Origin of the sequence: Lichenicola cladoniae (assembly GCF_013201075.1) — a bacterium.
Classification (GTDB): Bacteria; Pseudomonadota; Alphaproteobacteria; order Acetobacterales; family Acetobacteraceae; genus Lichenicola; species Lichenicola cladoniae.
Window position 1 is genome coordinate 2,956,992 of the sequence record NZ_CP053708.1, and the last position, 25,942, is coordinate 2,982,933.

Annotated in this window: 21 protein-coding genes; 3 read left to right on the top strand and 18 right to left on the bottom strand. The window is 63.0% G+C overall.

From position 1 onward, the window contains the following. Nucleotides 1-168 precede the first annotated feature (168 nt). Together HN018_RS13485 and cysS are read right to left on the bottom strand one after the other, a co-directional pair. Entirely contained in the window at nucleotides 169-975 is an 807-nt protein-coding gene (locus HN018_RS13485; RefSeq protein WP_171836641.1) for an RNA methyltransferase, read from the bottom strand. Further along, nucleotides 972-2,324, bottom strand: coding sequence for a cysteine--tRNA ligase (gene cysS, locus HN018_RS13490; protein ID WP_171836723.1), 1,353 nt, complete (start codon nucleotides 2,322-2,324; stop codon nucleotides 972-974). The genes HN018_RS13485 and cysS overlap by 4 nt, the downstream gene beginning before the upstream one ends. An 85-nt stretch (nucleotides 2,325-2,409) precedes the next feature. Here cysS and HN018_RS13495 point away from each other — a divergent pair, with 85 nt between their 5' ends. Beyond that, nucleotides 2,410-3,810 (top strand): MATE family efflux transporter, encoded by a 1,401-nt coding sequence (locus HN018_RS13495; protein ID WP_171836642.1) that lies wholly within the window; start codon nucleotides 2,410-2,412, stop codon nucleotides 3,808-3,810. A gap of 40 nt (nucleotides 3,811-3,850) precedes the next feature. Here the strand turns inward: HN018_RS13495 and cyoD are convergent, their stop codons facing one another. The 9 genes from cyoD to alkB form a co-directional block, all read right to left on the bottom strand. Continuing rightward, nucleotides 3,851-4,288: a cytochrome o ubiquinol oxidase subunit IV gene (gene cyoD, locus HN018_RS13500; protein WP_171836643.1), complete on the bottom strand. Its 438-nt coding sequence runs from the start codon at nucleotides 4,286-4,288 to the stop codon at nucleotides 3,851-3,853. Then, nucleotides 4,288-4,902: a cytochrome o ubiquinol oxidase subunit III gene (cyoC, locus tag HN018_RS13505; RefSeq protein WP_171836644.1), complete on the bottom strand. Its 615-nt coding sequence runs from the start codon at nucleotides 4,900-4,902 to the stop codon at nucleotides 4,288-4,290. The genes cyoD and cyoC overlap by 1 nt, the downstream gene beginning before the upstream one ends. Further along, nucleotides 4,892-6,883: a cytochrome o ubiquinol oxidase subunit I gene (gene cyoB, locus HN018_RS13510; protein ID WP_171836645.1), complete on the bottom strand. Its 1,992-nt coding sequence runs from the start codon at nucleotides 6,881-6,883 to the stop codon at nucleotides 4,892-4,894. Before cyoB ends, cyoC begins: the two co-directional genes overlap by 11 nt. A gap of 4 nt (nucleotides 6,884-6,887) precedes the next feature. After that, nucleotides 6,888-7,760 (bottom strand): ubiquinol oxidase subunit II, encoded by an 873-nt coding sequence (gene cyoA / locus HN018_RS13515; protein WP_171836646.1) that lies wholly within the window; start codon nucleotides 7,758-7,760, stop codon nucleotides 6,888-6,890. Nucleotides 7,761-7,964: 204 nt separating this feature from the next. Beyond that, the gene (gene gltX, locus HN018_RS13520) at nucleotides 7,965-9,308 is read right to left on the bottom strand and encodes a glutamate--tRNA ligase (RefSeq protein ID WP_171836724.1); all 1,344 of its coding nucleotides are present in this window, start codon (nucleotides 9,306-9,308) and stop codon (nucleotides 7,965-7,967) included. Continuing rightward, nucleotides 9,305-9,826 (bottom strand): hypothetical protein, encoded by a 522-nt coding sequence (locus HN018_RS13525; protein WP_171836647.1) that lies wholly within the window; start codon nucleotides 9,824-9,826, stop codon nucleotides 9,305-9,307. Before HN018_RS13525 ends, gltX begins: the two co-directional genes overlap by 4 nt. Next, nucleotides 9,823-11,010 carry a beta/alpha barrel domain-containing protein gene (locus HN018_RS13530; RefSeq protein ID WP_171836648.1) on the bottom strand — a complete coding sequence of 396 codons (1,188 nt, stop codon included), beginning with the start codon at nucleotides 11,008-11,010 and terminating at the stop codon, nucleotides 9,823-9,825. Before HN018_RS13530 ends, HN018_RS13525 begins: the two co-directional genes overlap by 4 nt. A 7-nt stretch (nucleotides 11,011-11,017) precedes the next feature. Further along, entirely contained in the window at nucleotides 11,018-12,439 is a 1,422-nt protein-coding gene (locus HN018_RS13535) for a class II 3-deoxy-7-phosphoheptulonate synthase (RefSeq protein WP_171836649.1), read from the bottom strand. Nucleotides 12,440-12,558: 119 nt separating this feature from the next. Next, nucleotides 12,559-13,245 (bottom strand): DNA oxidative demethylase AlkB, encoded by a 687-nt coding sequence (alkB, locus tag HN018_RS13540; protein ID WP_171836650.1) that lies wholly within the window; start codon nucleotides 13,243-13,245, stop codon nucleotides 12,559-12,561. A gap of 96 nt (nucleotides 13,246-13,341) precedes the next feature. Between alkB and HN018_RS13545 the strand changes: the two genes are divergently transcribed. Then, complete coding sequence (locus HN018_RS13545) at nucleotides 13,342-13,674, top strand: DMT family transporter (RefSeq protein ID WP_171836651.1); 333 nt, start codon at nucleotides 13,342-13,344, stop codon at nucleotides 13,672-13,674. 15 nt (nucleotides 13,675-13,689) lie between these two features. On the opposite strand, the gene HN018_RS13550 is transcribed toward HN018_RS13545, so the two are convergent. After that, nucleotides 13,690-13,965 carry a metal-sensitive transcriptional regulator gene (locus HN018_RS13550; protein ID WP_171836652.1) on the bottom strand — a complete coding sequence of 92 codons (276 nt, stop codon included), beginning with the start codon at nucleotides 13,963-13,965 and terminating at the stop codon, nucleotides 13,690-13,692. A gap of 82 nt (nucleotides 13,966-14,047) precedes the next feature. On the opposite strand from HN018_RS13550, the gene HN018_RS13555 reads away from it, so the two are divergent. Next, nucleotides 14,048-16,390: a heavy metal translocating P-type ATPase gene (locus tag HN018_RS13555; RefSeq protein WP_275434039.1), complete on the top strand. Its 2,343-nt coding sequence runs from the start codon at nucleotides 14,048-14,050 to the stop codon at nucleotides 16,388-16,390. Nucleotides 16,391-16,500: 110 nt separating this feature from the next. Here HN018_RS13555 and HN018_RS13560 read toward each other — a convergent pair whose 3' ends face one another. The 6 genes from HN018_RS13560 to HN018_RS13585 all read right to left on the bottom strand — a co-directional run bounded on the left by HN018_RS13560 (nucleotide 16,501) and on the right by HN018_RS13585 (nucleotide 24,450). Continuing rightward, nucleotides 16,501-17,046: a polysaccharide biosynthesis/export family protein gene (locus HN018_RS13560; RefSeq protein ID WP_171836725.1), complete on the bottom strand. Its 546-nt coding sequence runs from the start codon at nucleotides 17,044-17,046 to the stop codon at nucleotides 16,501-16,503. Nucleotides 17,047-17,177: 131 nt separating this feature from the next. Then, a complete protein-coding gene (locus HN018_RS13565) occupies nucleotides 17,178-18,521 on the bottom strand; it encodes an outer membrane beta-barrel protein (protein ID WP_171836654.1) in 1,344 nt (447 codons plus the stop codon). A 101-nt stretch (nucleotides 18,522-18,622) separates the two neighbouring features. Next, complete coding sequence (locus HN018_RS13570) at nucleotides 18,623-19,774, bottom strand: glycosyltransferase family 4 protein (RefSeq protein ID WP_171836655.1); 1,152 nt, start codon at nucleotides 19,772-19,774, stop codon at nucleotides 18,623-18,625. 9 nt (nucleotides 19,775-19,783) lie between these two features. Further along, on the bottom strand, nucleotides 19,784-21,982 hold the full coding sequence (locus HN018_RS13575; protein WP_171836656.1) for a GumC family protein: 2,199 nt from the start codon (nucleotides 21,980-21,982) through the stop codon (nucleotides 19,784-19,786). A gap of 79 nt (nucleotides 21,983-22,061) precedes the next feature. Continuing rightward, nucleotides 22,062-22,853 (bottom strand): WecB/TagA/CpsF family glycosyltransferase, encoded by a 792-nt coding sequence (locus HN018_RS13580; protein WP_171836657.1) that lies wholly within the window; start codon nucleotides 22,851-22,853, stop codon nucleotides 22,062-22,064. 13 nt (nucleotides 22,854-22,866) lie between these two features. Next, nucleotides 22,867-24,450: an exopolysaccharide biosynthesis polyprenyl glycosylphosphotransferase gene (locus HN018_RS13585; protein ID WP_171836658.1), complete on the bottom strand. Its 1,584-nt coding sequence runs from the start codon at nucleotides 24,448-24,450 to the stop codon at nucleotides 22,867-22,869. Between the last annotated feature and the right edge of the window lie 1,492 nt (nucleotides 24,451-25,942).

Consider the following 25,942-nt stretch of genomic DNA (forward strand, 5'->3'; position numbering starts at 1 on the left):
CCGCTTGTTGCACCGGTAGGCCGCGACCGGATTTGGTCGCGACGGGCGCAGTCCGTATCATTGGGGCCGCTGCCTCGTATGCAGGTGCAGCACCAACCGGACCGTCCACGTTCCCGGCAGTGCGGCGGCGTATAGGTGCGACAGGCGGCCAAGTCAATGTTTGGCGAGTCAGCTGGCCTCGTCGCGACCGCGCAGCCGGCGCCCCAGGGCGAGCTCCGTCACCACACCGTGCAGCGTGCGCAGCTCCTGCTGGGTCACCTCGCCGCGCTCGAAGAAGTGCCACAGGTTGCGCACCATGCCGGGGCGCTTGGGCATGTTGCGCAGGAAGCCGCAGGCGTCGAGCTCGCGCACCAGATGGGTCATGAAGTTGCCAAGCTCGCCCTTGGTGGCGACCTGGGTCTCGTTGGTCATCAGCACGCGGGCGGGGATTTCCTCCTCGCCATTCTCCCCGGCGGCACTCAGCCACCACTCGTAGGCCATAATCATGACCGCCTGGGCGAGATTGAGAGACGAGAAGTCAGGGTTTAGCGGATAGCGGATCAACGCGTCGGTCCGCGCCATGTCGTCGTTGTCGAGCCCTGCCCGCTCCGGTCCGAACAGCAGGCCGACGCCGAGGCCGCGCCGGCTGATCTCGCGGATCTCGGCCGCCCCGCCGCGCGCGGTCAGGATCGGCTTCACGATATGGCGCGGCCTCGGGCAGGTCGCGAACACCCGGTGCAGGTCCGATACCGCGTCGTCCACGTCGGGATGCACCGTGGCCGCGTCCAGGATGCGATCAGCGCCGGAGGCCGAGCGCCAAGCGCGTTCCTGCGGCCAGCCATCGCGCGGCGCCACCAGCCGCAGGTGGAACAGGCCGCCATTGGCCATGGCGCGCGCCACCGCACCGATATTCTCGGCCAGTTGCGGACGCACCAGCACCACGACCGGGCTGTTGCCGATCGGGCTGAGGTCGGCGCCGCCGTCGCGGCCGGTCATGCGCGGCGCCAGCTCGTGCCGTCCGGTCCATCCTCGAGCACGATACCGTCGGCCAGGAGCGTGGCGCGGATCGCGTCCGCCCGGGCAAAATCACGCAACTTGCGGGCCTGCAGCCGTTCGGCGATGGCCGCCTGGATCGCCGGCTCATCGACGCCTGACCGGAACCAGGCTTCGGGGGTCAGGCGCAGTATGCCGATCGCGCGGCCAGCTGCCCGGAGCCCGAGGCCCGATGCGGCATCACCGGCCAGTGCGGCATCAGCCAAGCGGTGCAGCACGGCCATCACGCCGGGCGTGTTGAGGTCCTGGCACAGTGCGTCGACCACTGCCGCCGGAACCGGCTCGTCGCCGCGCTCCGGTGGCAGGTTGCAGGCGGCGATCGCCCGATAGAACCGGTCGAGCGTTCGCCGTGCGTCGACCAGGCCGGTGCGGGTGAAGTTCAGCACCGACCGGTAGTGGGTCTGCATCAGCAGAAGGCGCAACGCCTCCGGTGGGGTATCGGCCAGGATCTCGCGCACCGTGAAGAAATTCCCGAGGCTCTTGGACATCTTCTCGCCATCGACGAGCAGCATCGCGTTATGCAGCCAGATGTTGGCGAACCGGCTGCCAGGATAGCCGCACAGGCTCTGCGCGCGCTCGTTCTCATGGTGGGGAAACAGCAGGTCGTCGCCGCCACCGTGAATGTCGAAGCTGTCGCCGAGATAGCGGTGCGCCATCGCACTGCATTCGATGTGCCAACCCGGGCGGCCACGGCCCCATGGGCTGTCCCAGCCGGGCAGCTCAGGCGTCGAGGGCTTCCATAACACGAAGTCGCCGGCATCGCGCTTGTAGGATGCGACCTCGACCCGGGCACCGGCGATCAACTCGTCAGGATCCCGCCCGGACAGCCGGCCGTAATCGCCGAAATGCCGTACCGAGAACAGAACGTGCCCGTCTGCCTCATAGGCATGGTCGGACCCGATCAGGCTGCCGATCAACGTGATCATGTCGGCGATATGGTGGGTGGCGCGCGGCTCGATGTCCGGCGCCAGAATACCGGCGGCGGCGAGATCGGCATGCAGGTCGGCGATCGTCTCGGCGGTCAGCACCTCGATAGCGATGCCGCGCTCGGCGGCGCGCGCATTGATCTTGTCGTCCACGTCGGTGATGTTGCGCACGAAGGTGACACGCGGGTAGAGCAGCCGCAGCAGCCGGACCAGCAGGTCGGCGGATAGCGCCGCCCGCAGGTTACCGATATGCGCCAGGTCATAAACGGTCGGGCCGCAGTAATAGAGACGGACATGGTCGGGATCGAGCGGCACGAAGGGTGCCGTTCTCCTGGTCAGGCTGTCATGAAGCACAAGTTCGGGCATTGGCGGGTTTTGCGGCATCGGTGCGGTGCCGGCAAGCACATCCGCATGTTCGGGCGCAGCCGCGCGACCGTGCGGAGGAGACCGCATGAGCACGCACCTCGCTGCGCGAACGACGATGGCCGGACACGCGAAGGCGCTGCTTCGGCTCGCGGTTCCGCTCGCCCTGTCGAGCCTGTCGCAGATGGCGATGGGCCTGACCGACAGCGTCCTGCTGGGCGGAATCGGCGGCGGTGCGCTGGCGGCCGGCGGGCTGGCGGCGTCGTTGTTCTTCACCGTGTTGGTGATCCTGCAGGGTGCCCTGATCGCCGCCGGGGTGCTGGCGGCGCAGGCGCTCGGCGCCGGGGACGATCGTCGGGTGGCTTCGCTGTACGGGACCGGGCTGGTAGTGGGATCGGTGCTCAGCCTGATCGCCTTCGCCGGCTTCAGCCTGGTGAAGCCGGCGCTGCTGGTTATGCACGAGCCGCCGGTGCTGGCGAATGATGTCGGCATCTACATGGATGTCTTGCGCTGGGGGTGTCCCGCCTCTCTTGCGTGCCTCGGCATGCTGCGGGCGATCCTGCCGGCGATCGACGAAGCCGGGCTGCTGCTCTGGGTGATGCCGCCGATGGTGGTGGTCAACGGGCTGCTGAACTACGGCCTGATCCACGGGTTCGACCTGTCCGGCTGGCACCTATTGCCGGCACTCGGGCTCCGGGGCTCGGCCCTGGCAACCACGCTCACGCTCTGGCTCACCGTCACGATCCTGTTCGTCCTGCTGCATAGGAGCCCGGCCGGCCGACGGCTGGTGACCCCGCCACGGTTCTCGCCCGGTGAGATCCGGACGATCGCCCGCATGGGCCTGCCGATCTCGGTCACGATCGCCGCGGAGACGCTCTTGTTCCTGGTGGCTGGGCTCGCGGCCGGCCGGCTGGGGGCATCGGCGCTCACGGCGCACCAGGTGGTGCTGAGCATCACCGCCTTCATCTTCATGGTGCCGCTGTCGCTTGGCCAGGCGGCCAACGTCCGGGTCGGCCTGGCCTTTGGCGCCGGCGACATGGCGGACGCCAGGCGGGCCGGCTTCGCGGCAACCGGGGTGGTCGTTATGGTCATGACAACGATCGGCCTTGTGCTGCTGCTTGTCCCGCACCGGCTTGCATCGGTGTTCCTGGACCCGCACGTGGCGGCAAACGACGCGTCGATCCGGACCGTGGTGGCCCTGCTCGGCATCGCGGCACTGTTCCAGGTGGCGGACGGGATCCAGGTGGTGGCGCTCGGCGCACTGCGCGGCCTGGGCGACACCGCGGTCCCAATGGTGCTGGCGACGATCGGCTACTGGGCGATCGGTGCGCCGCTCGGCTGGTGGACCGCATTCCGGCTCGGGCTGGGAGCGGCGGGGCTATGGATCGGTCTCGCGGTGGCGCTCGGTGCGGTGGCGGTGATGATGATGCTGCGGTTCATCGCCAGGACCGGCACGAGACGCCGAAACGAAAAACGCCTGCCGCGGTGAGCGGCAGGCGTTTCAGACGCGCGAGGATCGGCGGGGAGAGCTACATGCCCCCCATGCCACCGGGCTTCGGCTCGGTCCCCTGGGCCTGGCTTGCAGTCGGGACGGCCGGGACCTCGGGGGTCATCATGTTCTCGGAAATGTTGTGCATGATCCACAGCGAGCCGGTGATCAGGATGAACACCACCAGCAGCGCAAAGCCGAACGCCGTGACGTTCCAGCGCTGCTCGGAGGCTGCACTCATATGCAGGAAGCAGACGAGGTGCACGAAGATCTGGATGATCGCCAGCAAGGCGATCGTCGGAACCAGCCACCCGTTCGGCAACGTGCCGGGCACCATGATCGGATAGAAAGCCGCCACGGTAAGGATGACCGAGAGCGTGAAGCCGACGCCGTAGGCACCGTATCCGGCATGGCCGGCACCGCCGGATCCCTCGATGTGGGTCTTGTGGGAGTGTCCGTGCAGGGCAGGATGATCCATCACCGGACCCCCATCAGATAGACCAGTGTGAAGACGCAGATCCAGACGATGTCCAGGAAATGCCAGAACAGGCTGAGACACATCAGCCGGTTCACGTAGACGGTGGTCAGGCCCTTCTTCAGCACGACCATCTGGAAGATCAGCACCGACATCCAGAGCAGGCCACACGTGACGTGCAATCCGTGTGTCGCAACCAGGGTGAAGAATGCGGACAGGAACGCGCTCTTGTCCGGGCCATGACCCTCTGCCACCAGATGATGGAACTCGTTGATTTCCATAGCCACGAAGCCGGCGCCGAGCAGGAACGTCACCGCCAGCCAGGTGATGACCTGGCGGAGGTTACGCTGGTAGGCGCCGATCATGGCGAAGCCGTAGGTCGATGAACTGACCAGAAGCAGCGCCGTCTCAACGCCCACGTATCTCAGGTTGAAGATGTCTCGCCCGCTGACGTCACCCGCATACTGGTGACGCGCTACAGCGAAGCCGGCGAACAGGGTCGCAAACAGAATGCAGTCGGTCATCAGGTAGAGCCAGAAGCCGAACACGTTGTTCGGCTCGTGGGAGTGATCCTCAGCGAACTCGCCGTGATGTGCGACGAGTGAATCAGGCGACATGAGTGAACTCCAGGCTGGCGACGCGGGCCTTATGCAGCCCCTCGATGCGGGCCACCTCGGCCGCCGGCACGTAGTAGTCGATATCGTCGTTGCACGAGCGGACGATGAAGGTGCCGACCACGACGAGCATGCCGACGATGGCGAGCCACCAGATGTGCCAGATCAGCGCGAACCCGACCACGCCGGCAGCGACCGACATGATGAAGCCGGCCGGCGTGTTCCGCGGCATGTGGATGTCGGAATAGACCGGCGTCTCACGTGCTTCGATGCCACGCTTCTTGGTCTCGTTGAAGGCGTCGAGTGCGTCGACATGCGGCAGAACGGCGAAGTTGTAGAAGGGCGGCGGCGAGGAGGTGGACCACTCCAGGGTCCGGCCGTTCCACGGATCGCCAGTCACGTCCATGTTCTGGGCACGATCGCGGATGCTGACATAGAGCTGGATGATCTGGCAGATGACGCCGCCCAGCACGATAAGCGCGCCGAGTGCCGCCACGACCAGGTATGGGGTCCAGGCCGGGTTGTCATAATGGTTCATGCGGCGGGTCATGCCCATGAAGCCAAGCGCATAGAGCGGAAGGAAGGCAACGTAGAAGCCGACGAACCAGCCCCAGAACGACGCCCTGCCCCAGCCATCGTGCAGCTTGAAGCCCAGCGCCTTCGGGAACCAGTAGGCGTAGCCGGCGAGGTAGCCGAACAGCACGCCGCCGATGATGACGTTATGGAAATGGGCGATCAGGAACAAGCTGTTGTGCAGCACCCAGTCGTTGCCCGGAAGTGCCAGCATGACGCCGGTCATGCCGCCAATTGTGAAAGTCACCATGAAGCCGACCGTCCACAGCATTGGCGCCGTATAGCTGATGCGACCACGATACATGGTGAACAGCCAGTTGAAGATCTTCACCCCGGTCGGGATCGAGATGATCATCGTCGTGATGCCGAAGAAGGCATTCACGTTGGCGCCCGAGCCCATCGTGAAGAAGTGGTGGAGCCAGACGACGAACGACAGGAAGGTGATGCAGACCGTCGCGTAGACCATGGCCACGTAGCCGAACAGCCGCTTGCGCGCGAAGGTCGGGACCACCTCGGAGAAGATGCCGAAGGCCGGCAGGATCAGGATGTAGACTTCCGGATGACCCCAGCACCAGATGAGGTTCATGTACATCATCTGGTTCCCACCAAGGTCGTTGGTGAAGAAGTGCATGCCCAGATAACGGTCCAGCGACAGCATCCCGAAGGTGACGGTCAGGATCGGGAACGCCGCCATGATCAGGATGGAGGTGCACAGGATGGTCCAGGTGAAGATCGGCATGCGCATCCAGGTCATGCCCGGGGCACGCATCTTCACGATGGTGACGAAGAAGTTCACGCCGGTCAGCAGTGTGCCGAGACCGGTGAGCTGGAGACTCCAGATATAGTAGTCAACGCCGACACCAGGGCTGAACTTGAGCTCCGACAGCGGCGGATAGGCTAGCCAGCCGACCTGTCCAAACTCGCCGATCACCAGCGAGACGTTGACCAGCATCGCACCGACCGCGGTCATCCAGAAGCTGAACGAATTCAGGAACGGGAAGGCGACGTCGCGGGCACCGATCTGGAGAGGCACGGCGATGTTCATCAGCCCGATCATGAACGGCATCGCCATGAAGAAGATCATGATGGTGCCATGGGCGGTGAAGATCTGGTCATAATGGTGAGGCGGCAGGAAGCCTGGCCGGCCGCCCGAGGCCATGACCTGCTGCGAGCGCATCAGCAACGCATCCGAGAAGCCACGGAGCAGCATGACGAGCGCAACGATGATGTACATTACGCCGATCTTCTTATGATCGACCGAGGTGACCCACTCTGTCCAGAGATAGGCCCACTTCTTATAATATGTGACAGCGCCCAGCACGACCAGCGCCACGACGCCCATGAAATAGGCGGCGCCCATTTCGATCGGCTGGTCGAACGGAATGTCCGCGAGCGAGAGCTTTCCCAACATTGGTCTACTCCTTCATGCCGGAGTGGAAGCTCTCGGCCTTGCCAAGATACTTGGCGATGATCTCGTTGAAGAGGTTCGGCTCTACCGTGGAAAAATACCTCACTGGGGCTTTTTCCTCGGGTGCCGCGACCTTCGAATAGTCGGCGGCATCGATAACAGCAGGAGACTTCTTGGCATTGGCCACCCAGTCGGCGAATTTAGCGTCTGTCGTGGATATGGCGTTGAAGTGCATGTCCGAAAAGCCGCGACCACTATAGAAAGACGACAATCCCGGGAATGTTCCTTGCTGATTGGCGATCAGGTGCAGCTGGGTCTTCATTCCGGCCATCGCGTAGATCTGGCTGCCGAGCTCGGGGATGAAGAACGAGTTCATCACCGCGTCCGAGGTGATATGGAAGGTGACCGGAGTGTTCACCGGGAAGGCGATCTCGTTGATCGTGGCGATTCCCTGGTCCGGGTAGATGAACAGCCACTTCCAGTCCAGCGCCACGACCTCGATGTTGATCGGCTTCTTGCTGCTGACCAGCGGCCTGTACGGGTCGAGCTCGTGGGTGCTGGTCCAGGTCAGGACGCCCAGGAACAGGATGATCGCGCAGGGAATGCCCCAGCAGAAGATCTCGATGATGCTCGAATGCGCCCAGTCGGGCTCGTAGCGCGCACCGGCGCCCTCGCGGTAGCGCCAGGCGAACCAAAGGGTCAGGATGATCACCGGGATGACGATGACCAGCATGGCGTAGGTCGAGGTTAGAATGAGCGATTTCTGCGCCATGCCGACCGCGCCCTTGGGATCAAGGATCGAATATTTGCAGCCGGTCAGCATCGTCAGTGCCGCCAGAGCGAGTGCTCCGGGTAATGGCGGCAGTCTCTTGGTTCTCATTCCATCCCTCGTCGATCTCATCAGTCGTGTAATCCCAGGGCCGTCACTGCGACCAGCGAACGGCTCAGGGCGACGAACCGGCTCGGATTGAGCATGCAGGACGTCATACACCCTGTTTTGGACCTGTTTCCGCGTTACCGCACTGCACAAAAAGCGTTTCGCACTCATCGCTGGATTGCATCTGCGTCATGAATGCCCGGTAACTCAACTTGCAGCCATCCTGAGGCGCCCGGACACGCGTTCGTGACCCATGATCGGCAGCAGATCGCGGAGTTCCGGTCCCTTCTCTTCCCCGGTCAGCGCCAGCCGGAGCGGATGGAATAGGGCGCGGCCGGTGCGACCGCTGGCGTCGCGCAATGCCGTCGTCCACTCGGTCCAGGTCGTCTCGCTCCAGGGCCGTTCCGCCGAGTCGTCCGGAAGTGCATCGAGCGCCTGCAGCAGGAACCCGACCTCATCCTCCTGGACCGGCGGGACGATGCTGCCGCCGACCACGTCCCACCAGTGTCGCATCTCGGACAGCATATCGACGTTGCCGCGGACAGCGTTCCAGAACACTTCGGTGGCGCCTGCCGGCAACCGGTCGCGCACCTGCTCGAACGACATGTGGTGGGTAGTGCGGCGGTTCAGCGCCAGCAGTTGGCGCATGTCAAAGCGGGCCGGCGACTTCGACACGCGGCGCACGTCGTAGGTCGATGCCAGTTCCGCGAACGAGAGAGGGTGCGGATCCTCCGAAGTTCCGAGCCGTGCAAGGTACGATACCAGCGCCGCCGGCTCGATCCCGTCATGACGCAGGGCCCGCAGCGACAGCCCGTCGAATCGTTTCGACAGCTTGCCGCCGGCCTCGTCCAGCAGCAGCGGCAGATGGGCGAAGGTGAACCGGTCCGGCCGCCCGCCGAGGGCTTCCAGGATATCCAGCTGCACGCCGGTGTTGGTGACGTGGTCCTCGCCGCGCAGCACATGGGTGATACCGAGCTCGAGGTCGTCGACCACCGAGGCCAGAGTGTAGAGTACCGTGCCGTCGGCGCGGATCAGCACAGGATCCGAGATCGACGGCAGCTTCACCTGCGACCGTCCGAGCACCAGATCGTCCCAGGTGACCATCCCGTCCGAGAGGCGGAAGCGCCAGTATGGGACCTTGCCGTTGGCCTCGGCCTGGGTACGCTGCTCGGGGGTTATACGCAGCATCGCCCGGTCATAGACCGGCGGTTTCCGCTGGCGCAGCCTGAGGTCGCGCTTGGCCCGCAGCTCTTCCTCGCTCTCGAAGCAGGGATAGAGCCGGCCGGAATGCCGGAGCCGCTCGGCTGCCGCCGCATAGCGCGGCTGCCGCTCGGACTGCCGCACCATCTCGTCCCACTGGAGCCCGAGCCAGCTCAGATCCTGCTGGATCCCCTGCACGTGCTCCTCTCGCGAGCGTTCGACATCGGTATCGTCGATACGCAGCAGGAAGCCCGCACCGTGCCTGCGCGCATGCAGGGCGTTGGCGACAGCCTGGCGCGCATTACCGACATGCAGCAGCCCGGTCGGGCTGGGGGCGAACCGGAGCTTCACGACGGGCGCCCTGGCAACGGCCACGATCCGTCGTCCGGCTCGCCGTGCTCCTCGTGCTCGTCCGCGTCGTCGTCATCCTCGTCGTCGGCAGCATCTTCCTCGTCGTCCGGCTCATGGCCCGAGACCAGTACATCGCCACGCGGGTCGATCGACCGCCAGTCACGCTCGATCTCGGTGCTGGGAGTCGCCGCGAAATCCTCGAGCTCGCCGGATGAACGCCAGCCGGACTCCCCGGCATCGACCACCTCGGCATCCTCCCCGAACGCGAACCAGGAGGCGAGCACCTCGCGCGCGGTCGCACCGGCGACGCGGCAGCGCTCGACACTGTCCCGCACATAGGCCTGGCAGAACGCGTTCGCCTGCATCAGCGTCGGGAAGCCCTTGATCTCCTCGACGACGTCATCGTCGGAGGCACCGGACTGGTCGAGAAGGCGCACCACCCAGCCACCCTCGGGCGCAAACAATCCGCCTTCCGACGAGAACGGCTCGCCTTCGGGAGGAAACGACTCGTCACTCATGCATCGTCTTTCGTAGCGGACCGGCCGCGCCCCGAACGGTCCTCGATTTTCCGCAACAGGAACTCGCGTCCCACCTTGACCCGCGGGACGCCGTCATAGGCGACGATGTCGGCGGTGGCATAGGTCTCCGACCAGCTGTCGGGGATGAAGCTGCCGGTGCCGACCACGTCGATCGGCGCCCTGGCGTCGGCCATGACCCTGCACTTGTCCACGCCGAAACCGGACGACGCGATGATCCGGACCGCCGGGAAGCCGGCCTCGTCCAGCGCTTCGCGCGTCCGCCAGATCGCCGCCGCCGATACGCCGGTCCCGACCAGGTGGCGCAGTTCGGTCTCGCTGCGGTAGCGGCGGATCGCACCTGGAACGTGCCGTTCGATCACCGCGTAGCTCAGCTGCGGGTCGAGCCCCTCGAGGAACCGGCCGCCATGCGTGTCCAGCCTGACGCCCATTCGGCCGGCCGCCGCCAGTTCCGGAAACCGGCGGCAGACTTCGAGGCCGTCGGTGATCTCGCGGCCGAAATAGTCGGTCAGGACGGTGAGGTCGGCATCCGGGAAGCTCTCGTGGAACATCTCGGCCGCACGCAGGGTCGAGCCGGCATAGCCGATCAGGGCATGTGGCATGGTGCCGAAACCGGAGATGGCGCCGTAGAAGTGGGCGGTCGCGTCGTTGGCGCAGCCGATGAAGCCGAGCGCGCCTTCCTTCTCTGCCGCACGTCCGCCGACCGACGCGGCATAGGCCATCATCTCCTGCATCTCGAAACCGGCGCAGTGCCTGGCCTCCATCGCCAGGAAGCGTACCTGCGGCAGGCCGAGGCACATCTGGTACGCATTGTGGGCGGCAACGCAGGCCGGCCCGAGCTTCTGCAACAGCAGCGTCTCGAGATCGACCAGCCCGTGGAAGCTGCCGGTCACATACACCAGTGGCTCGCCGGCCCCGACCCAGTCGCCCTCCGCGAAGTTCTGCTCGACCTCGATATCGAGGCCGCGCACGGCGGCGACGCCGAGCAGCCAGTCGGTCATCAGCCGGCAGGCGGCGATGACCGGACGGCGCAGGAACAGCGCGTAGGTGACGCGAACGTCGCCATAGCTGCCGACGATCGTCCGGGTCCGGTTGAAATAGGCATCGGTCCGCGCGGCGATCGAAGGGTCGTCGGTCACCGCTGAGACGCCGGAGACATTGCTCATCGGACGATCACCTCGCATGGGCACGACGTCGCGCGGTCAGTTCCTCGGCGACCAGGAACGCCATCTCGAGCGACTGCTCGGCGTTCAGCCGCGGGTCGCAGAAGGTCTCGTAGCGGTTGCCGAGATCGGCCTCGGTCAGGCGATGCGCACCGCCGACGCATTCGGTGACGTCCTGGCCGGTCATCTCGACATGGATGCCGCCGGGCCAGGCACCCTGCGCCGCGAAAACGTCGAAGAAGCCGCGCAGCTCGGACAGGATCGCATCGAACGAGCGGGTCTTGATCTTGGAGGCGGTGCTGATTGTGTTGCCGTGCATCGGGTCGCACAGCCAGACCACCTTGCGGCCGGCCTTCTGCACCGCGCGCAGCAGCGGCGGCAGGTGGCGGGCGACGCCCTCGGCACCCATCCGGCTGATCAGCGTCAGGCGACCGGCCTCTTCGTGCGGGTTGAGCAGGTCGATCAGCCGCAGCAGGTCGTCGGTCGTGGTGGTCGGTCCGACCTTCAGGCCGATCGGATTGCGCACGCCGCGGAGATATTCGACATGCGCGCCGTCCGGCTGGCGGGTGCGGTCGCCGATCCACAGGAAGTGCGCCGAGCACCCATACCAATCGCCGGTGGTGGAATCGATCCGGGTGAGCGCCTGCTCGTACGGCAGCAGCAGCGCCTCGTGACTGGTGTGGAACTCGGTCTCGTTGACCTGCGGGGCATTGGCCGACAGGCCGCACGCGCCCATGAATTCCAGCGTCTCGTCGATCCGCTCGGCGAGATCCCGGTAACGGGCCGCGAGCGGGCTTCGCTCGACGAAGCCGAGGTTCCAGCGATGCACCTGGTGCAGGTTTGCATAGCCGCCGCCGGCGAAGGCACGCAGCAGGTTGAGCGTGCCGGCCGACTGGAAATACCCGGTCTCCATCCGCGCGGGATCGGGCACGCGGTCAGCGGACGTGAAGTCCGGGCCATTGATGATGTCGCCGCGATACGATGGCAGGCTCTCGCCGGCGATGGTCTCCATGCCGGAGGAACGCGGCTTGGCATACTGGCCGGCCATGCGGCCCAGCTTCACCACCGGCACCTTGGCGCCGAAGGTCAGCACCACCGCCATCTGCAGCAGCACGCGGAAGGTGTCGCGGATGATGTCGGCCTTGAACTCGCCGAAGCTCTCGGCGCAGGCGCCGCCCTGCAGCACGAAGGCGCGGCCCTCGGCGGCGAGTGCCAGCTGCTGCTTCAGCCGGCGTGCCTCACCGGCGAACACCAGCGGCGGATAGCCGCGGAGCCGTGCCTCGACGGTCTCGAGCGCGTCCTGGTCCGGGTAGGACGGCGCCTGGCTGATCGGGGACGAGCGCCATGTGTCGGGGGTCCAGGCTGCCTGTACCGAGGCTGAATGTTCCAGGGTTGGGCGGGTCGGGCCTGTCGCAGATAGAACAGCACTCATCGGTCTGGCTTCCGGATCCTCTGTCAGGCAGGCGAACCGCGCGAAACAGTCCTCATATGCCTGGGATGGCGCCCTTATCCTCCCATTCGGACAGGAACGAAAGGACGGCGGCCGGGAGTTTACCTCTGCGCACCGGCCCCTGCCCCCGGTTCGGACATCACCTTGCGGAAGGTCAGGTTGTAGCGGAACTCCCCCGTCAGGCCGTGAGCCCCGGCGGCGAGCGGCGCGATGCCGTGGAACGCCAGCCTGGACACCCCGCCCCAGACGACGACATCGCCGCTCTGCAGGCGATGCCGCGAGGCGCATGCGCCCCGGGCCTGGCCGCCGAACATGAAGACCGCCGGCAGCCCAAGCGACACGGACACGATCGGCGCATCGAGATCGAGCTCGTCGCGATCCTGATGCAGCGACAGTTTCGATCCGGGACCATAGCGGTTGATCAGGCAGGCGTCCGGGGCAAAACCCGGGAAGCCGGAGGCGTCGGCAGCGCGCCGCGCCAGCTGCAGGAACCGCTCCGGCATTGCCGGCCAGCGCCGCGAGGTCAGCGGATCGACCTGCTCGTAGCGATAGCCACGACGGTCGCTGATCCAGCCCAGGCTGCCGCAGTTGGTCATCGCCACCGACATCGTGGCTCCGCCCGGGGTGACCAGGTGGCGGAACGGAGCTGCCTCGGCAACGGCGAGCACGGCGGCCAGCAGCGACGGCACCTCCCCGCCGGCAAAACCCGGGCGCAGCCAGGCGCCGGGAGCCAGGGCCACGGCTTCGCCCGGCCCGGATGTCAGGGTGTCGAACAGGTCGGCCATCATGCTCTCCACACTTAGTCGGTTGCGCCTACAGGGTCGCAGGACGATCGCCAACGCCGGGAGTGGAACCACGTCGCAACCGGGAGCAGAACGGCGTCCATGCCTTATCTTACTCTGCTGATCGCCATCCTTGCCGAGACCGCGGCCACCTCGGCGCTCAAGGCGTCGGCCGGCTTCACTCGGCCGTGGCCATCGATCATCGTCGTGCTCGGCTACGGTATTTCTTTCTATTGCCTCTCCCTGACGCTGCGCACCATGCCGGTCGGCGTCGCCTATGCGATCTGGTCGGGCATCGGCATCGTGCTGATTTCCATGCTCGCATGGCTCCTGTTCGACCAGGTCCCTGACCTCGCCGCGGTCATCGGCATGGCGCTGATCCTGTGCGGCGTCCTGGTGGTGAACCTGTTCTCCCGATCCGGCTCGGCCGGATAGCGGCCGGTAACGCGCCTACTTCGTCATCCGTCCGATCGTGGCCACCAGCTCGCTGATTTTATGCTGCTGGTCGACCAGGTCACCGGACGAGAAGGCATCGGCGACGCAGTGCGACACGTGGTCCTCGAGGATGCGACTCTCGATGGTGTGGAGCGCAGCGCGGGCGGCGCTGATCAGGGTCAGCACGTCCACGCAGTAGCGATCTTCCTCGACCATGCGCAGCAGGCCGCCGATCTGGCCCTCGACCTTCCTGAGCCGGGTGGACACCTGTTTCTTCGTGACCTCGTGCATGCTTGATACCATACCCCCATTGGGTATATGCGACAAGTCGCGACTGCCGATGTCCGAAGACAGTTATCACCAAGGACTTTCCGTGACCGACCATCATTGCGATCACCCACACCATACCGCGCCGGCACGGACCATCGACCCGGTGTGCGGCATGACGGTCGATCCGGACACCTCGAAGCATCGGCACAATCACGCCGGCACGCAGTTTCATTTCTGCTCGGCGGGCTGCCGCACGAAGTTCATGACGGATCCGGATAAGTATCTGCATCCGGAGCCGGCCGAGGCCGCACCGCCTGCCCTTCCGGGCGCGCTCTACACCTGCCCGATGCATCCCGACGTGCGCAACGAAGGCCCGGGTAGCTGCCCGTTCTGCGGCATGGCACTCGAACCGATGACGATCACCGCCGAGGCTCCGCCGAACCACGAACTGACCGACATGACGCGCCGGTTCTGGATCGCGCTGGCCCTGACGCTGCCGGTGTTCGTGCTCGAAATGGGCGGCCACATCCCGGCACTCGGCCTCGATGCGCTGGTGCCGCCACGACTATCGGCCTGGATCCAGCTCGTCCTGTCGACGCCGGTGGTGCTCTGGGCCGGGTGGCCATTCTTCCAGCGTGGCTGGGCCTCGGTCATGCATCGCAGCCTGAACATGTTCAGCCTGATCGCGCTCGGGACCGGGACGGCCTACCTGTACAGCCTGTTCGCGACATTCCTGCCCGGCATCTTCCCGATCGGGTTCCGCGGCATGGGCGGTGCGGTTGCGGTCTATTTCGAGGCGGCAGCGGTCATCACTGTGCTGGTCCTGCTGGGGCAGATATTGGAGTTGCGGGCCAGGGATCGAACCGGCGGCGCGATCAGGGCACTGCTCAATCTCGCGCCGAAAACCGCGTGGCGTCTCGGCACCGACGGCCATGACAGCGAGATCCCGCTCGGCGAGGTCGAGACCGGCGATCGGCTCAGGGTGCGTCCCGGCGACGGGGTTCCGGTGGATGGCGTGGTGCTGGACGGCAGCGGATCTGTGGACGAGGCGATGGTCACCGGCGAACCCATGCCGGTGTTCAAGCAGGCCGGCGACCGGCTGATCGGCGGCACCATCAACGGCACCGGCGCCCTGGTCATGCGCGCGGAAAAGGTGGGCGCGGACACCATGCTGGCACGGATCGTCGCCATGGTCGCCGAGGCACAGCGCAGCCGCGCGCCGATCCAGCGGGTGGCCGATCACGTCGCCGGCTATTTCGTGCCGGTTGTGCTTGCCGTTGCCGTGCTCGCGTTCGTCGCATGGGCGATCTGGGGACCGTCGCCGGCACTCGCCTACGGGCTGGTTGCCGCTGTGTCGGTGGTCATCATCGCCTGCCCCTGCGCCCTTGGGCTGGCAACGCCGATGAGTATCGGGGTCGGGGTCGGCAAGGGTGCGGGCATCGGGGTGCTGATCAGATCCGCCGAAGGGCTCGAGCGGCTGGAGAAGGTCGACACCCTGATCATCGACAAGACCGGAACCCTGACCGAAGGCAAGCCTCGCGTCACCACTATCGTCGCCGCCACGGGCAGCCTGCCGGAAGATGAACTGCTGGCGCTGGCCGCCGGTGTGGAACGATCCAGCGAACACCCGTTGGCGGCTGCGATCGTCGCGGAGGCGAAGCGACGGGGTTTGGCCCTGCGGGACCCGTCGGACTTCACATCCAAAACCGGCAAGGGCGTGTCGGCGACGATTGCCGGACGATTCGTGGCTCTGGGCAATGCCACGTGGATGCATGAGCTGCAGATCGATTTCCAGCAGTTCGGCGAGCAAGCGGACCGGCTTCGTCAGGATGGCACCACGATCCTGTTCCTGGCGGTGGATCGTGCGGCCGCAGGGATTATCGGCATAGAAGATCCGATCAAGGCCACCACCCATGCAGCCCTGGAGGCCCTGCGCGCCGATGGGATCGGCATCGTGATGCTGACGGGCGACAACGCGATTTCCGCAGCCTCTGTCGGCAGGGCGCTGGGCATCACCGACGTGCGCGGCGACATGCTGCCCGAGGACAAGCATCGGGTCGTTCGCGAAATGAAGGCGAAGGGTCATGTGGTCGCGATGGCCGGAGACGGCGTCAACGACGCGCCGGCACTGGCGGAGGCGGATGTCGGCATTGCGATGGGCACCGGCACCGAGGTGGCGATCCAAAGCGCCGGCATAACATTGGTGAACGGCGACCTGGCGGCCCTGGTGCGGGCCCGCTCGCTCAGCCGCCTGACGATGCGCAACATCCGCCAGAACCTGGTGTTCGCATTCGCCTACAACGTCATCGGCATCCCGGTCGCAGCGGGCGTATTCTATCCGATCTTCGGCGTCCTGCTCAGCCCGGTGGTCGCGGCACTGGCGATGTCGCTTAGCTCGGTCTCGGTGATCGCCAACGCGTTGCGCTTGCGGACGGCGCAATTGTAGCGGGTCGGGCTGCCAACGCGGTCGCTGGCATAATCCCGGGGCACAAGCTCAAACCGGACCGACGCGAACCAGTGTCGTGCGTATCGGCCCGGAGGTTAAGGCGGACCGCGTCAGAAATAACGCTCGTAGATCGTTATGACGTCACCCGGCTGCAGATAGGTGGCCCGACCGACCTTGCCCTCGATCGCATGTCCGGCTTCCTCACCCTGGCTCCTGACCGCACCCGCATAACCGGTAATCGCGCGGTAGGTGAATCCCCCCGCCAAGGCAACGCCGCTCAGCATCGTCATCCCGGGCTGGTAGGGATATTGCCCGGGATGAGAAACCTCGCCCAGCACGAAGATCGGCCGATACTGCGTGATCTCGACGGACACGCTGGGGTCGCTCAGGAGCTTCTTCTGAACCAGCGATGTCGAAATCGTGGAGGCAACCTCGTTGGCAGCCATGCCGGCGGCATGAACAGTGCCGATCAGCGGGAAGGCAATGGTTCCCTGGTCGCCGACCGTGAAGGTGTTCGTGAGCTGCGGCTCGTTATAGGTAATGACGCGAATCTGGTCGCTTGGCCCGAGAACATATCCCGCGTCCGTAGCCGGAGGTAGCGGAGCCAGCTTCGATCCCGGCGCACACCCTTCCACGCCTATCGCGAGAGAAAGCATGATTGCGACGGACACGATCGGTTTTGCCGTCAAAGATCGCCGAACCGGCGGATGCTGAACAAGGGTCATTTTGCTCTCGGTGGAATGAGTTAAGTTTTTGCAGATCAGGCAAGGTCGGGCATGCGACGGATTTACTCGAACAGGCTGACGCTGATCGAGACTGTATGACTGGTGAAGCTGTTTAACGTCGTGCCGAACGCACTGACATTCTCGAGCGGGGAAACATTCGATGAACTATGGCTATGGTTGTAGCTATAGGACAAGCTAGTGCTCATATGGCGGTTCACCAGCCAGGTCCCGGAAGCACCGGCCTTGTACTGGGTCTGACCATTATTCTGTTGTCCGACTACGTTCGACTGGGAGTCGGTTGCGCCGAGAGTTCCGGTCAGCCGGAAATACAGGTTCTGCCTGAGCTCGTGATCGTATTGCAGCGACCCGAAACTGATGGTCTGGTTCCGGGCGAACGGAGATTCCGGATCGTCGAGGCGACGGAAAAGGCTTGCCGTCACGGTGTCCAGTCGCGTGGGCGTCCAGACCGCGTCGATTTCGGCGGTGGGCGTGCTGGCGGATACGAATCCGGCTGACGAGAACTTGCGGTGTTCGCCACCGACCAGCACCCGGTATTGCACGAGAGCATCCGCGCGGAAATCGAGGCCGATGAATGCCTCGATGTCGTCGTAGTTGTTCGGAGACGTTCCCGGCACGCGCGTGAACTGGGCGGTCGACCCGCGAAGGATCGCAACAACCGCATTTCCCGTGGATAACTGGTAGCGCGTCTGCAACGAGCCGGACTCGAGTTGGTGGCTCAGCGAGTGATAGTTGATGTCCGTCTGGCCGCTACTCGTACCGAAGGAGAAATCCTGATACTCGAAGCCAGGCGTGACACTGAAGCGGCCGAACGTGCTGTTATACGCGAGCCGCACGACGTTGACGTTATACGGAGCTGGCGTCGTCACCCCGAATACGCCCAGGTCGGTTGCCGAAAGATGAAGTGCCAGGTGGGAATAGCCGAGGCTGAGGGAATCCCGGCCCAAGGCGACCGCTCCGCCGAGTGCGGCGTTCCAATTGGTGAAGCTTGCGATCGGAATATCGAGATAGCGCTGGTCGGCGACACTGACCGAGGCACCGAGACTGTCGCGACCCCAGTTCGACTTGACGCCGATCGCGGCCGACGTCGACTCACTCGAACTCCCGGTTCCGGGAAGCCCGAGTGTACTGCTGTTGTAGCCAAACGATTGCGACGCACTCGGCCGCACGACGAAGCTGCCGACATTGATCCCCTGCGCCTGGTTTTGTGTGGTCAGGCGGTTCACGACGGACGCACTGAAGTCGGGGGCAAAGCCCGGTACGTCGACCGGAAAATACTGCTGAACCAGTTGCTGCGCCAGCGCACCTTGCGGCACCAGCGACGCAAAGCCTGCAAAACTCAGCACGAACAGAAAAACACGCTGTGGAGCTTCGACCGATTGTTTCATCAGAACCCGTAGCGACCTGGAAATAGAAGCCCTGCTGCCACGTTCATGGCAAAGATGCTCAGGAGAAGGATGGGCCGGACATGCGCAATGTCGCTGGCATATCATCCAAGCGGCTGACTTGTTGTCGCATGCGTCGATCGCCGTCGGGACAGTACGTCATCGTAGACATCCGTATAAAGCCGTGCGACTGCGTTCCAGTCATAGCGCCGGACTGCGTGCATGCATTGCGCCCGGCGCGCTGTGAAGCGTTCCGGATCGGTTGTAAAGCTCGAAGCGATCGCGGCTGCGGTTTCCGTGACGTTATCCGGGTCGAGGATAAGGCCGACCGCCGAGGCTGAAATAAGGCGTCGGAACGGCTCGATACCGCTCAGGATCGGGAGCAGCCCGGCGGACATCGCTTCCACGGCAGCCAGGCCGAACCCCTCATGGGCGGAGAAGCTGGCGAAATAGCCACATCGAGCGATGAGAGCCTTCAACTCGCCGTCACTCGGGCCAATCACGAACTCGACCAGATCCTTGACGCCTGCCGAGGTAGCCGAATCACGCAATTCCGCTTCGGTTTGATCGCCGTACGACCCGGCGATAATGAGACGCCATGCCGGATCGTTTTCATGGAGCTGCGCAAGTACGGGAAACAACGCGTCGAGGCGCTTGTGCCGGGCGAAACGTCCGTAGCTGATGATCGTCCGGCTTGGCGTCCTGGACGACGCATCAGCGAATTTAGACTGGTTGATGCCGTTCTCGATCGTAGTCAGCCGGTGGCCGGCAACCGGCTTGAACAGCTCCGCATCGTGGTAGCTACACGCGACGATACGCTGATACGCCGTGATGGAGGCGCGCGTGACCGTCGAGAACCAGACACGTTTCAGCCGTGCAAGCTCCTGGCTGTGAAAGAACCCGCCATGGGTCGATGCGACCATCGGACGCCGATGGAGCGGCTTCGACAGGGCAAGGAAGTCGAAGAAGAAGTCGATCGCATGCACATGCAGCAGGTCGAACGAACGGACGTGACTGAGCACGGACGGAGCCAGCGGGTAACGGGTAGAACCTGCCCAGGGTAATCTAAGCACCGGGATCCCGTCTACGACATCGTTCTTCGGCAAATAATCCGGTTTGTCGAATATGCGGTTCAACGTGATGATGCGCGCGTCGATCCCAAGCTGGTCGCGTTGTGCTCGAGCGATACTATGCACCGCCTCCTCCAGCCCGCCGACCGCGGGACTGAACTGACGAACGACATGCGCAACTTTCATCTACGGCTCCTAGGAGCCGTAAAACTTCTTGATCAACGCCAGTTCCCGCCGATTGTAATCATCGTATCCGTTATCCTCGAAGCCCTTGCTGACCATCGAGACGACGACGCCGGAAATCCGTGCGCCACAGGTGCGAAGACGATCCAACGACGTCATGACAGCCTGCCGTGAGGTCTGCTGCCAGCGGCAGACGAACACGGTCTGGTCTGCAACTCGGGCAAGCGCCAGAACGTCGCTACTCGAAAGAAGCGGCGGACTGTCGATAATGATCATGTCATAGGAGAGCTTCAGGGTATCGATCAGTTTCCGCAACCGGGTGATACCGGCGCTTCCTCTCGAGTAGGAAGCCGTTGTACCAGGCGAGATGAAGTCTATCCGTGTCTCGGCATCCGTCTGGATCGCCTCTTCCGGCGTTGCCGTGCCGGCTATCAGGTCCGTGAAGCCCGGGTGGTTGTTCCGGACCTTATGCAGCCCGGGCGCGATACGCCGGCGATCGGAATCGATGATCAACACACGCAGGCCGTTCGGACGAACCACCAGCGCCAGCCACATGGCGAGCGTGCTCTTGCCTTCCTGCGGCGTAGCCGAGGTGATCACGACCGCCATCGGAGCGTCGACTTTGGGCGAGAGCAAAGACAGCTGCAAGGCGAGCTCATGTACGGCGTCGCTGACACGCGAGCTGGGCTCATCCAATACGTATCGCGCGATCTGCTGGTCGCGACGCCGAGTGATCAACGGAATGGTCCCGAGCAACGGGAGCTGAACCGCAGCGCGCAGATAATCCGCGTCCTCGAAACCGGTCGCGAAAAGGTTTTTAACGAGAACCGTTGCTGCAGCGATAGCCAGCGCAACGACAAAGATGCCGAGGCCGAGCTTCATGTGATTAGGGAATGTCGGTGTGCGCGATGCAACCGCGGACGACACCACGACGACCGGCGGCTGAAGCAGGGCGGCGCGATCCACCACAGCTTTCGAATGCTCCAGGAACGTCTGATACACATCGCGGGCACTCTGTGATTCCTGGACGAGGCTGCGATATTCGGCCTGTGGCGGGCTCTGCTGGCCAGCCTGGGCACGCAGGGCGTCAAGACGCTGGGTTAGCTGACGGACCTCAGCCTGTGCAGAGACACTATCCTCGCGTATCGACGCAAGTGCGGCGCCGGTTTCCGATCGAAGCGCTGCCTGCGTGCTCGCAATCTGCCGATCCAGCGCCTTGATCCCCGGGTAATTGGATCCGAACTGCGCCGCCTGCTGGGCGCGTGTTGCCTGGAGCTGCATAAGTGCATTGGACGCTGCAACAAGTGTCGGCTGTTGCGCCATCGCTATCGCCGCACGGCCGGAGCCTTGGCCCGATGCATCGCGCAGTGCCGAGGAACGTGCGAGAGCTGCAGCCAGACGAGCCTGCGCCTGACCGAGTTCGGACGAGATCTCGGCGATCTGACTATTGATCAGCGGGTTCGCCGTGGTGCCGTCGCCGGTATTGTCGAGGTTGTGCGACACGTTGAAATTATCGGCCCTGTGCAGGGCATCCAGCCAACGCTGGCGCAACTGATCGGTCCGTGCGTCAAGCCAGTGTGCGACGCGATCGATATTGGTGGTCTGCTGAGCCAGGGCAAGTCGTTGATAGTTCGCCACCAAGGCATTGGCGAGCGTCGCAGCCTGGTAGCCGGTACCGGCCGTCGCACTGACATCGATGATGCGGGAGCGCGGACGCGGCAGGATCGTCAGCTTGGCCAAAGCCGTATCGACCTGCTGCTGGAACTGCTCTTCTGGATTCAATGGCACGGTAGCCGGCTTCGGGCATGCCATGTTCAAGCCCAGAGTGCACAGCTGAAACATTAGCCCGTGCGGCGGCTCAACGAGAAGCTTCGGATACTGCCTGACCACGGCACCGACGACATCGCGCGATTCAAGCTTTGCCGCTTCGGTAGCCGGGACATCGTCTTCAAGACGATCCGCGACCTGCTGGCCGGATGCGGCTAGCGGATCGGCGTCCTGATTCGCGATCGCGACACTTGTTATAGCGGTGTAGCTCGGCGTGAGAAGTGCGACCACCCCCGCGCCCAGGAGGCAAATACATAGAAACACGCAGAGGAAAAGGACGATGTGCCTGCGCAGAAGACGGAAGGCCCGGGTAACAGCCTGTACGCCATCAGCTTCCGGACGCTCCCTCGAAAAGGCGCTTTCGTTCACAAGGAGGTCGCTCACGGTGCTAATGTATCCTCAGTAGTTATAATGTACGACGGATCTGTTTCAGTTAAGTAGAGTTTAACCGAACACGGCTGGATCAGCTAGAACGTTTCGTCGGCGTCAAGCGGTAGCGCAGCAGATAAATCCCGAAGACTGGCAAGCCCAGAAGATAACGGCGCCATAGCCTGCGTGGCTCACGGATAAGCCGCACGAGCCATTCGATCCCCATGCTCGCGACCCACCTCGGCGGACGGCGCACACTGCCAGCTGCATGATCGACCAAGGCGCCGGCGGTGATTGCAACCCCGGGCTGAAGCTGGTCCCAATTGTCCCATAGCCAGCGTTCCTGTTGCGGCATACCCATGTTGACGAGCAGGATCGATGGTCTGGCAGCGTTGATGTGTTCAACGACGGCCTTGGTCTCAGGCGATCCAGGAGACACATCGAAATAACCGTGCTGAGTACCGGCAGTCGCGACGCCGTATCGTGTCGAGAACGTTTCAGCCGCGGCAGTGACAGCCGCCTCGGTACCGCCAAGCCAGAAAATTGACGCGTCCGGCCCAAGACGGTCCAGAACACTTCCGATCCACTCCGGCGGCGTCGTTCTGTTCAACCTGCGGCCACTCAGGATCAACGCGGCCAACTGGACACCTGCACCGTCGCAGAATGCAATATCCGCGTGCTTGAACATCGAGCGCAGCCAGGTCTGCTTCTGCGAAAGCACAACCAGATTCGCGTTGGCATTGACCACGAGCATCTTGCGCTTCGCCGATGCTGCGACAAAAACACGGTCTGCAATCGTGTCCCGATGGAGGTCATGTAGCGGAATGCCCATCACATCGAAGCGGTCATCATCGCGTTGTAACGAAGAACCGTGAGCCTCGGGCATTGCAGGTGATCTACTAGTAAGAATGACGGCTCACCACTTCCCGAATGACAGTAAGAAACATGATCTTGATATCGAACCAGATCGACCAGCGTTGCATATATTCGAGATCGAGCGTAACCCGCTTGTGTAGGTCCTCGGTTGTAACAAGCTCTCCGCGAGAACCGTTGATCTGGGCCCATCCGGTAATGCCGGGTTTGACCTGATGACGAATGACATACTCGGCCAGGGCATCGTCGAGAAGCTTGCCTCCAGCCCGGGTGTGTGGCGCATGCGGCCTGGGGCCTACCAATGACATTTCGTTGCGCAGGACATTCAGGATCTGCGGCAACTCGTCGAGGCTGAGTTTACGCAGCCACTTTCCGACCCGTGTCACTCTCGAATCATTGCGGCTGGTCTGCTTCATCGCGGTCGGGTCGGCCATGTCCGCATACATGGAACGGAACTTGAAAACCTGGAACGACCGGTTGTTGAAGCCCAGGCGCGACTGCTTGAAGAAAACAGGTCCCGGGGAGTCCAGCTTGATGGCGACCGCAATCGCAAGCAGCAGCGGGAACAGGATTACCAGAGCTATTGTCCCGAACAGAACATCGATGCCCAGCTTGGCTAGCGTCTGAAGCTCGGTTAGCGGTCGCCTGCGCAGCACCATCAGGGAGACCGGGCCGACCGCCTCGATCGGCAATGCTGAATCGAACTCGGGAACCAGGTGGGGCATGACGTAGATATGGGCCAGGACGCTCCGCAACTGCCAGACGATCTGCTCGATCTGCTGCTCGTTATCCTGTGCAGGTGAAACCGCGATGATGATGCCATGCAAGGTGCGCTCCCGACTGAGCGAGACGAGCTCAGATAACGAACCGCGTACCGACGCGGCACTCAGCTCGTAAGGCGTGTCGGTGAAGATGCCGAGCGTCGAGATCGTGCCGGCCGTTCCGCGGTTCAGGCGTTCGGCTACCCCTGCGGCCTGGGGTCCATTGCCGACAATCGCGATCTTGCAGGACAGCCGGTGCCGTACCGACGGCTTGGTTAGCACGTAGATCATGCCGGCACGGACGAGCAGGAGAGTCAGACTGGTCGTAACGAACCAATTCAGCGCCGTCGTCGCAGACGGTGCAGGCGCCCACCCCAACACCCATAGGATGATGAACTGAGACGCTGTCGCGACGAGCAGCGCAGGTCCGATATAACGGACCTGATCCCACAACCGTGTGACCTGGGGAATGTTGAGCAGACGTTCGGTCTTGGGCCAGAGGAAGATGATCAAGATCGAGACCAGATCCGCGGTCACGCGAACACGGTCCTGCAGGTGCATCAGGAGATGACCGCCGACCCAGGTCAGCAGCAACGTCGAGGCTACCGTCGCAATGACGTCGATGATCTTGATGGTCCAAGGAAGCATCGGATGCTTGTAGCCATACACGTCGATGGGATCATCCTTCACCTGAGCAGCGAATGACGAGGGCGACGCGTCCTGGTTCGACTCCAGTTTCGCCGTCTGGAGCAGATGCTTGGTGGAGGAAACGGTCTGCCTCATCTGAAACACTCTGCCCTGGGTATTGCGTGAATCAGCACGACGCTCATGAACCGGTGGCGCTAACATCGATGTCGACAGAGTCCGAATCCGCGAAATCCATTATGGTTGCAGTCAACCGATGACTCCCGAGATTCGATCCAGATCAGCACAAATCCAAGTGTATCTAACACAGGCAGCCCGAAACGAGGCTATCAAATCGACTATAAACAGGCCTCATAACCCGCGCTATAAACGTTTTCTTGATCAAGTGTGGCACTGTCTACTGGCCCCTCGGGTCAATTATACAATAACGAATCACGAGCGATCGCAACGATCAAGCCAAAACCCGTCTTAATAGTTCAATTGTAACTCATTATTCTGTCAGCCCGATCTGGGTCGAGAGACCTCGTATAATCTTCTTCCTCTTGTCGCAGTATGCTCACAATTGAAGTCTAGCCAGCAACTTTGGCAAATTCGTGGCACCGATGTTTGCCTGGAAACTGTAAAGACCATGTCAGTTTGCGATAAAATTAAGTCAATGCAACGTTAGCCAACAATTTCATCCGTCCGGACTTGGCCGTTGCTTCGCGTTGATCTGCCCATAACCTTCCTGAACGTTACGGGATCCACTGGTAGCACCCCCGCCCGTGAAGCAGCCTCGGGTGGAAAGCTGTAAATCTATACCCCGATCTGTCAGGGAACACGCGTTATGGACAAGGCTATTCCACGTCACATCCTGCGGCCCAGAGTCCGATCTTTACCTGGGCAGGAACCTGCCTGTGGACGTGAAAATACCACAGCCTGAATGTCGCGCAAGCACATGAAACGACCGGAGACGATCCCCGCCGGCAATCACTTTCCGACCAAAAAGACCCACGCCGGCACCACACGTATGACGGGTATATGGAAGCGGCTCAAATCTCCAGGTTGCAGGTTTCAGTTGTAAGTCTGAAGCATACTAGGAAGATAGCTTGCGGATGTTTCGTCGGACACGCAACTGAAAGTTGGTAATGGGTGACGATTGGCCTCTCCTGCATTGCGCTGTGGTTCGCGCTGAATTCGCTTACTCGCCAAGCATCGTGGCGCCAAAGCGATCTTCACGAACTGTAACTTCCGAGTAACGCTGCTCTGTGCCTACGACGCTAGTTGTGCCGCCACCGTCAAGGAGATGGAGCCCAACTCCGGCGCACAGCAACGCCTGCCCCTGCGCAATTCAGCCGTCCAGCCAACCATGAAACCTGAATCATCTCAGCGGCTGGAGGTGAATTTTAGAATATGGACGGTAATCACCTCGCGTTCCGCGAACATCGAATTCAAAGATCGCTAGCTAGCAACCCAGCAGCAGTTGGTTTGTCCAGAAAATCGGATGCTGAAATTCTAGACATTATCTGGATACAGATCTTGTTTATTGTTTTTGCGACACGTGGAACGGACTGTCGCTGCGTGTGTCGCTTCAGAGATATTCTCAGAATTCAGGGCACATCCTAAGCCTTATCAAACTGTTAGCGGTTTAAATAGCTGAATCTACAAGGGCTTCTTGAGGCATCGCGAAGCCAGGCTAGCCCTTAATAGCGGCAAT

Bases quoted from the DNA above. Each gene is read 5' to 3' on its own strand.
- HN018_RS13525 (WP_171836647.1), bottom strand. From the start codon at position 9,826: ATGAGTGACGAGTCGTTTCCTCCCGAAGGCGAGCCGTTCTCGTCGGAA.
- HN018_RS13550 (WP_171836652.1), bottom strand. From the start codon at position 13,965: ATGCACGAGGTCACGAAGAAACAGGTGTCCACCCGGCTCAGGAAGGTC.
- HN018_RS13585 (WP_171836658.1), bottom strand. From the start codon at position 24,450: ATGTTAGCGCCACCGGTTCATGAGCGTCGTGCTGATTCACGCAATACC.
- HN018_RS13570 (WP_171836655.1), bottom strand. From the start codon at position 19,774: ATGAAAGTTGCGCATGTCGTTCGTCAGTTCAGTCCCGCGGTCGGCGGG.
- cyoD (WP_171836643.1), bottom strand. From the start codon at position 4,288: ATGGATCATCCTGCCCTGCACGGACACTCCCACAAGACCCACATCGAG.
- HN018_RS13485 (WP_171836641.1), bottom strand. From the start codon at position 975: ATGACCGGCCGCGACGGCGGCGCCGACCTCAGCCCGATCGGCAACAGC.
- HN018_RS13495 (WP_171836642.1), top strand. From the start codon at position 2,410: ATGAGCACGCACCTCGCTGCGCGAACGACGATGGCCGGACACGCGAAG.
- alkB (WP_171836650.1), bottom strand. From the start codon at position 13,245: ATGATGGCCGACCTGTTCGACACCCTGACATCCGGGCCGGGCGAAGCC.
- cysS (WP_171836723.1), bottom strand. From the start codon at position 2,324: ATGCCCGAACTTGTGCTTCATGACAGCCTGACCAGGAGAACGGCACCC.
- cyoA (WP_171836646.1), bottom strand. From the start codon at position 7,760: ATGAGAACCAAGAGACTGCCGCCATTACCCGGAGCACTCGCTCTGGCG.
- HN018_RS13535 (WP_171836649.1), bottom strand. From the start codon at position 12,439: ATGAGTGCTGTTCTATCTGCGACAGGCCCGACCCGCCCAACCCTGGAA.
- cyoB (WP_171836645.1), bottom strand. From the start codon at position 6,883: ATGTTGGGAAAGCTCTCGCTCGCGGACATTCCGTTCGACCAGCCGATC.
- HN018_RS13560 (WP_171836725.1), bottom strand. From the start codon at position 17,046: ATGCTTTCTCTCGCGATAGGCGTGGAAGGGTGTGCGCCGGGATCGAAG.
- HN018_RS13580 (WP_171836657.1), bottom strand. From the start codon at position 22,853: ATGCCCGAGGCTCACGGTTCTTCGTTACAACGCGATGATGACCGCTTC.
- HN018_RS13565 (WP_171836654.1), bottom strand. From the start codon at position 18,521: ATGAAACAATCGGTCGAAGCTCCACAGCGTGTTTTTCTGTTCGTGCTG.
- cyoC (WP_171836644.1), bottom strand. From the start codon at position 4,902: ATGTCGCCTGATTCACTCGTCGCACATCACGGCGAGTTCGCTGAGGAT.
- HN018_RS13530 (WP_171836648.1), bottom strand. From the start codon at position 11,010: ATGAGCAATGTCTCCGGCGTCTCAGCGGTGACCGACGACCCTTCGATC.
- HN018_RS13545 (WP_171836651.1), top strand. From the start codon at position 13,342: ATGCCTTATCTTACTCTGCTGATCGCCATCCTTGCCGAGACCGCGGCC.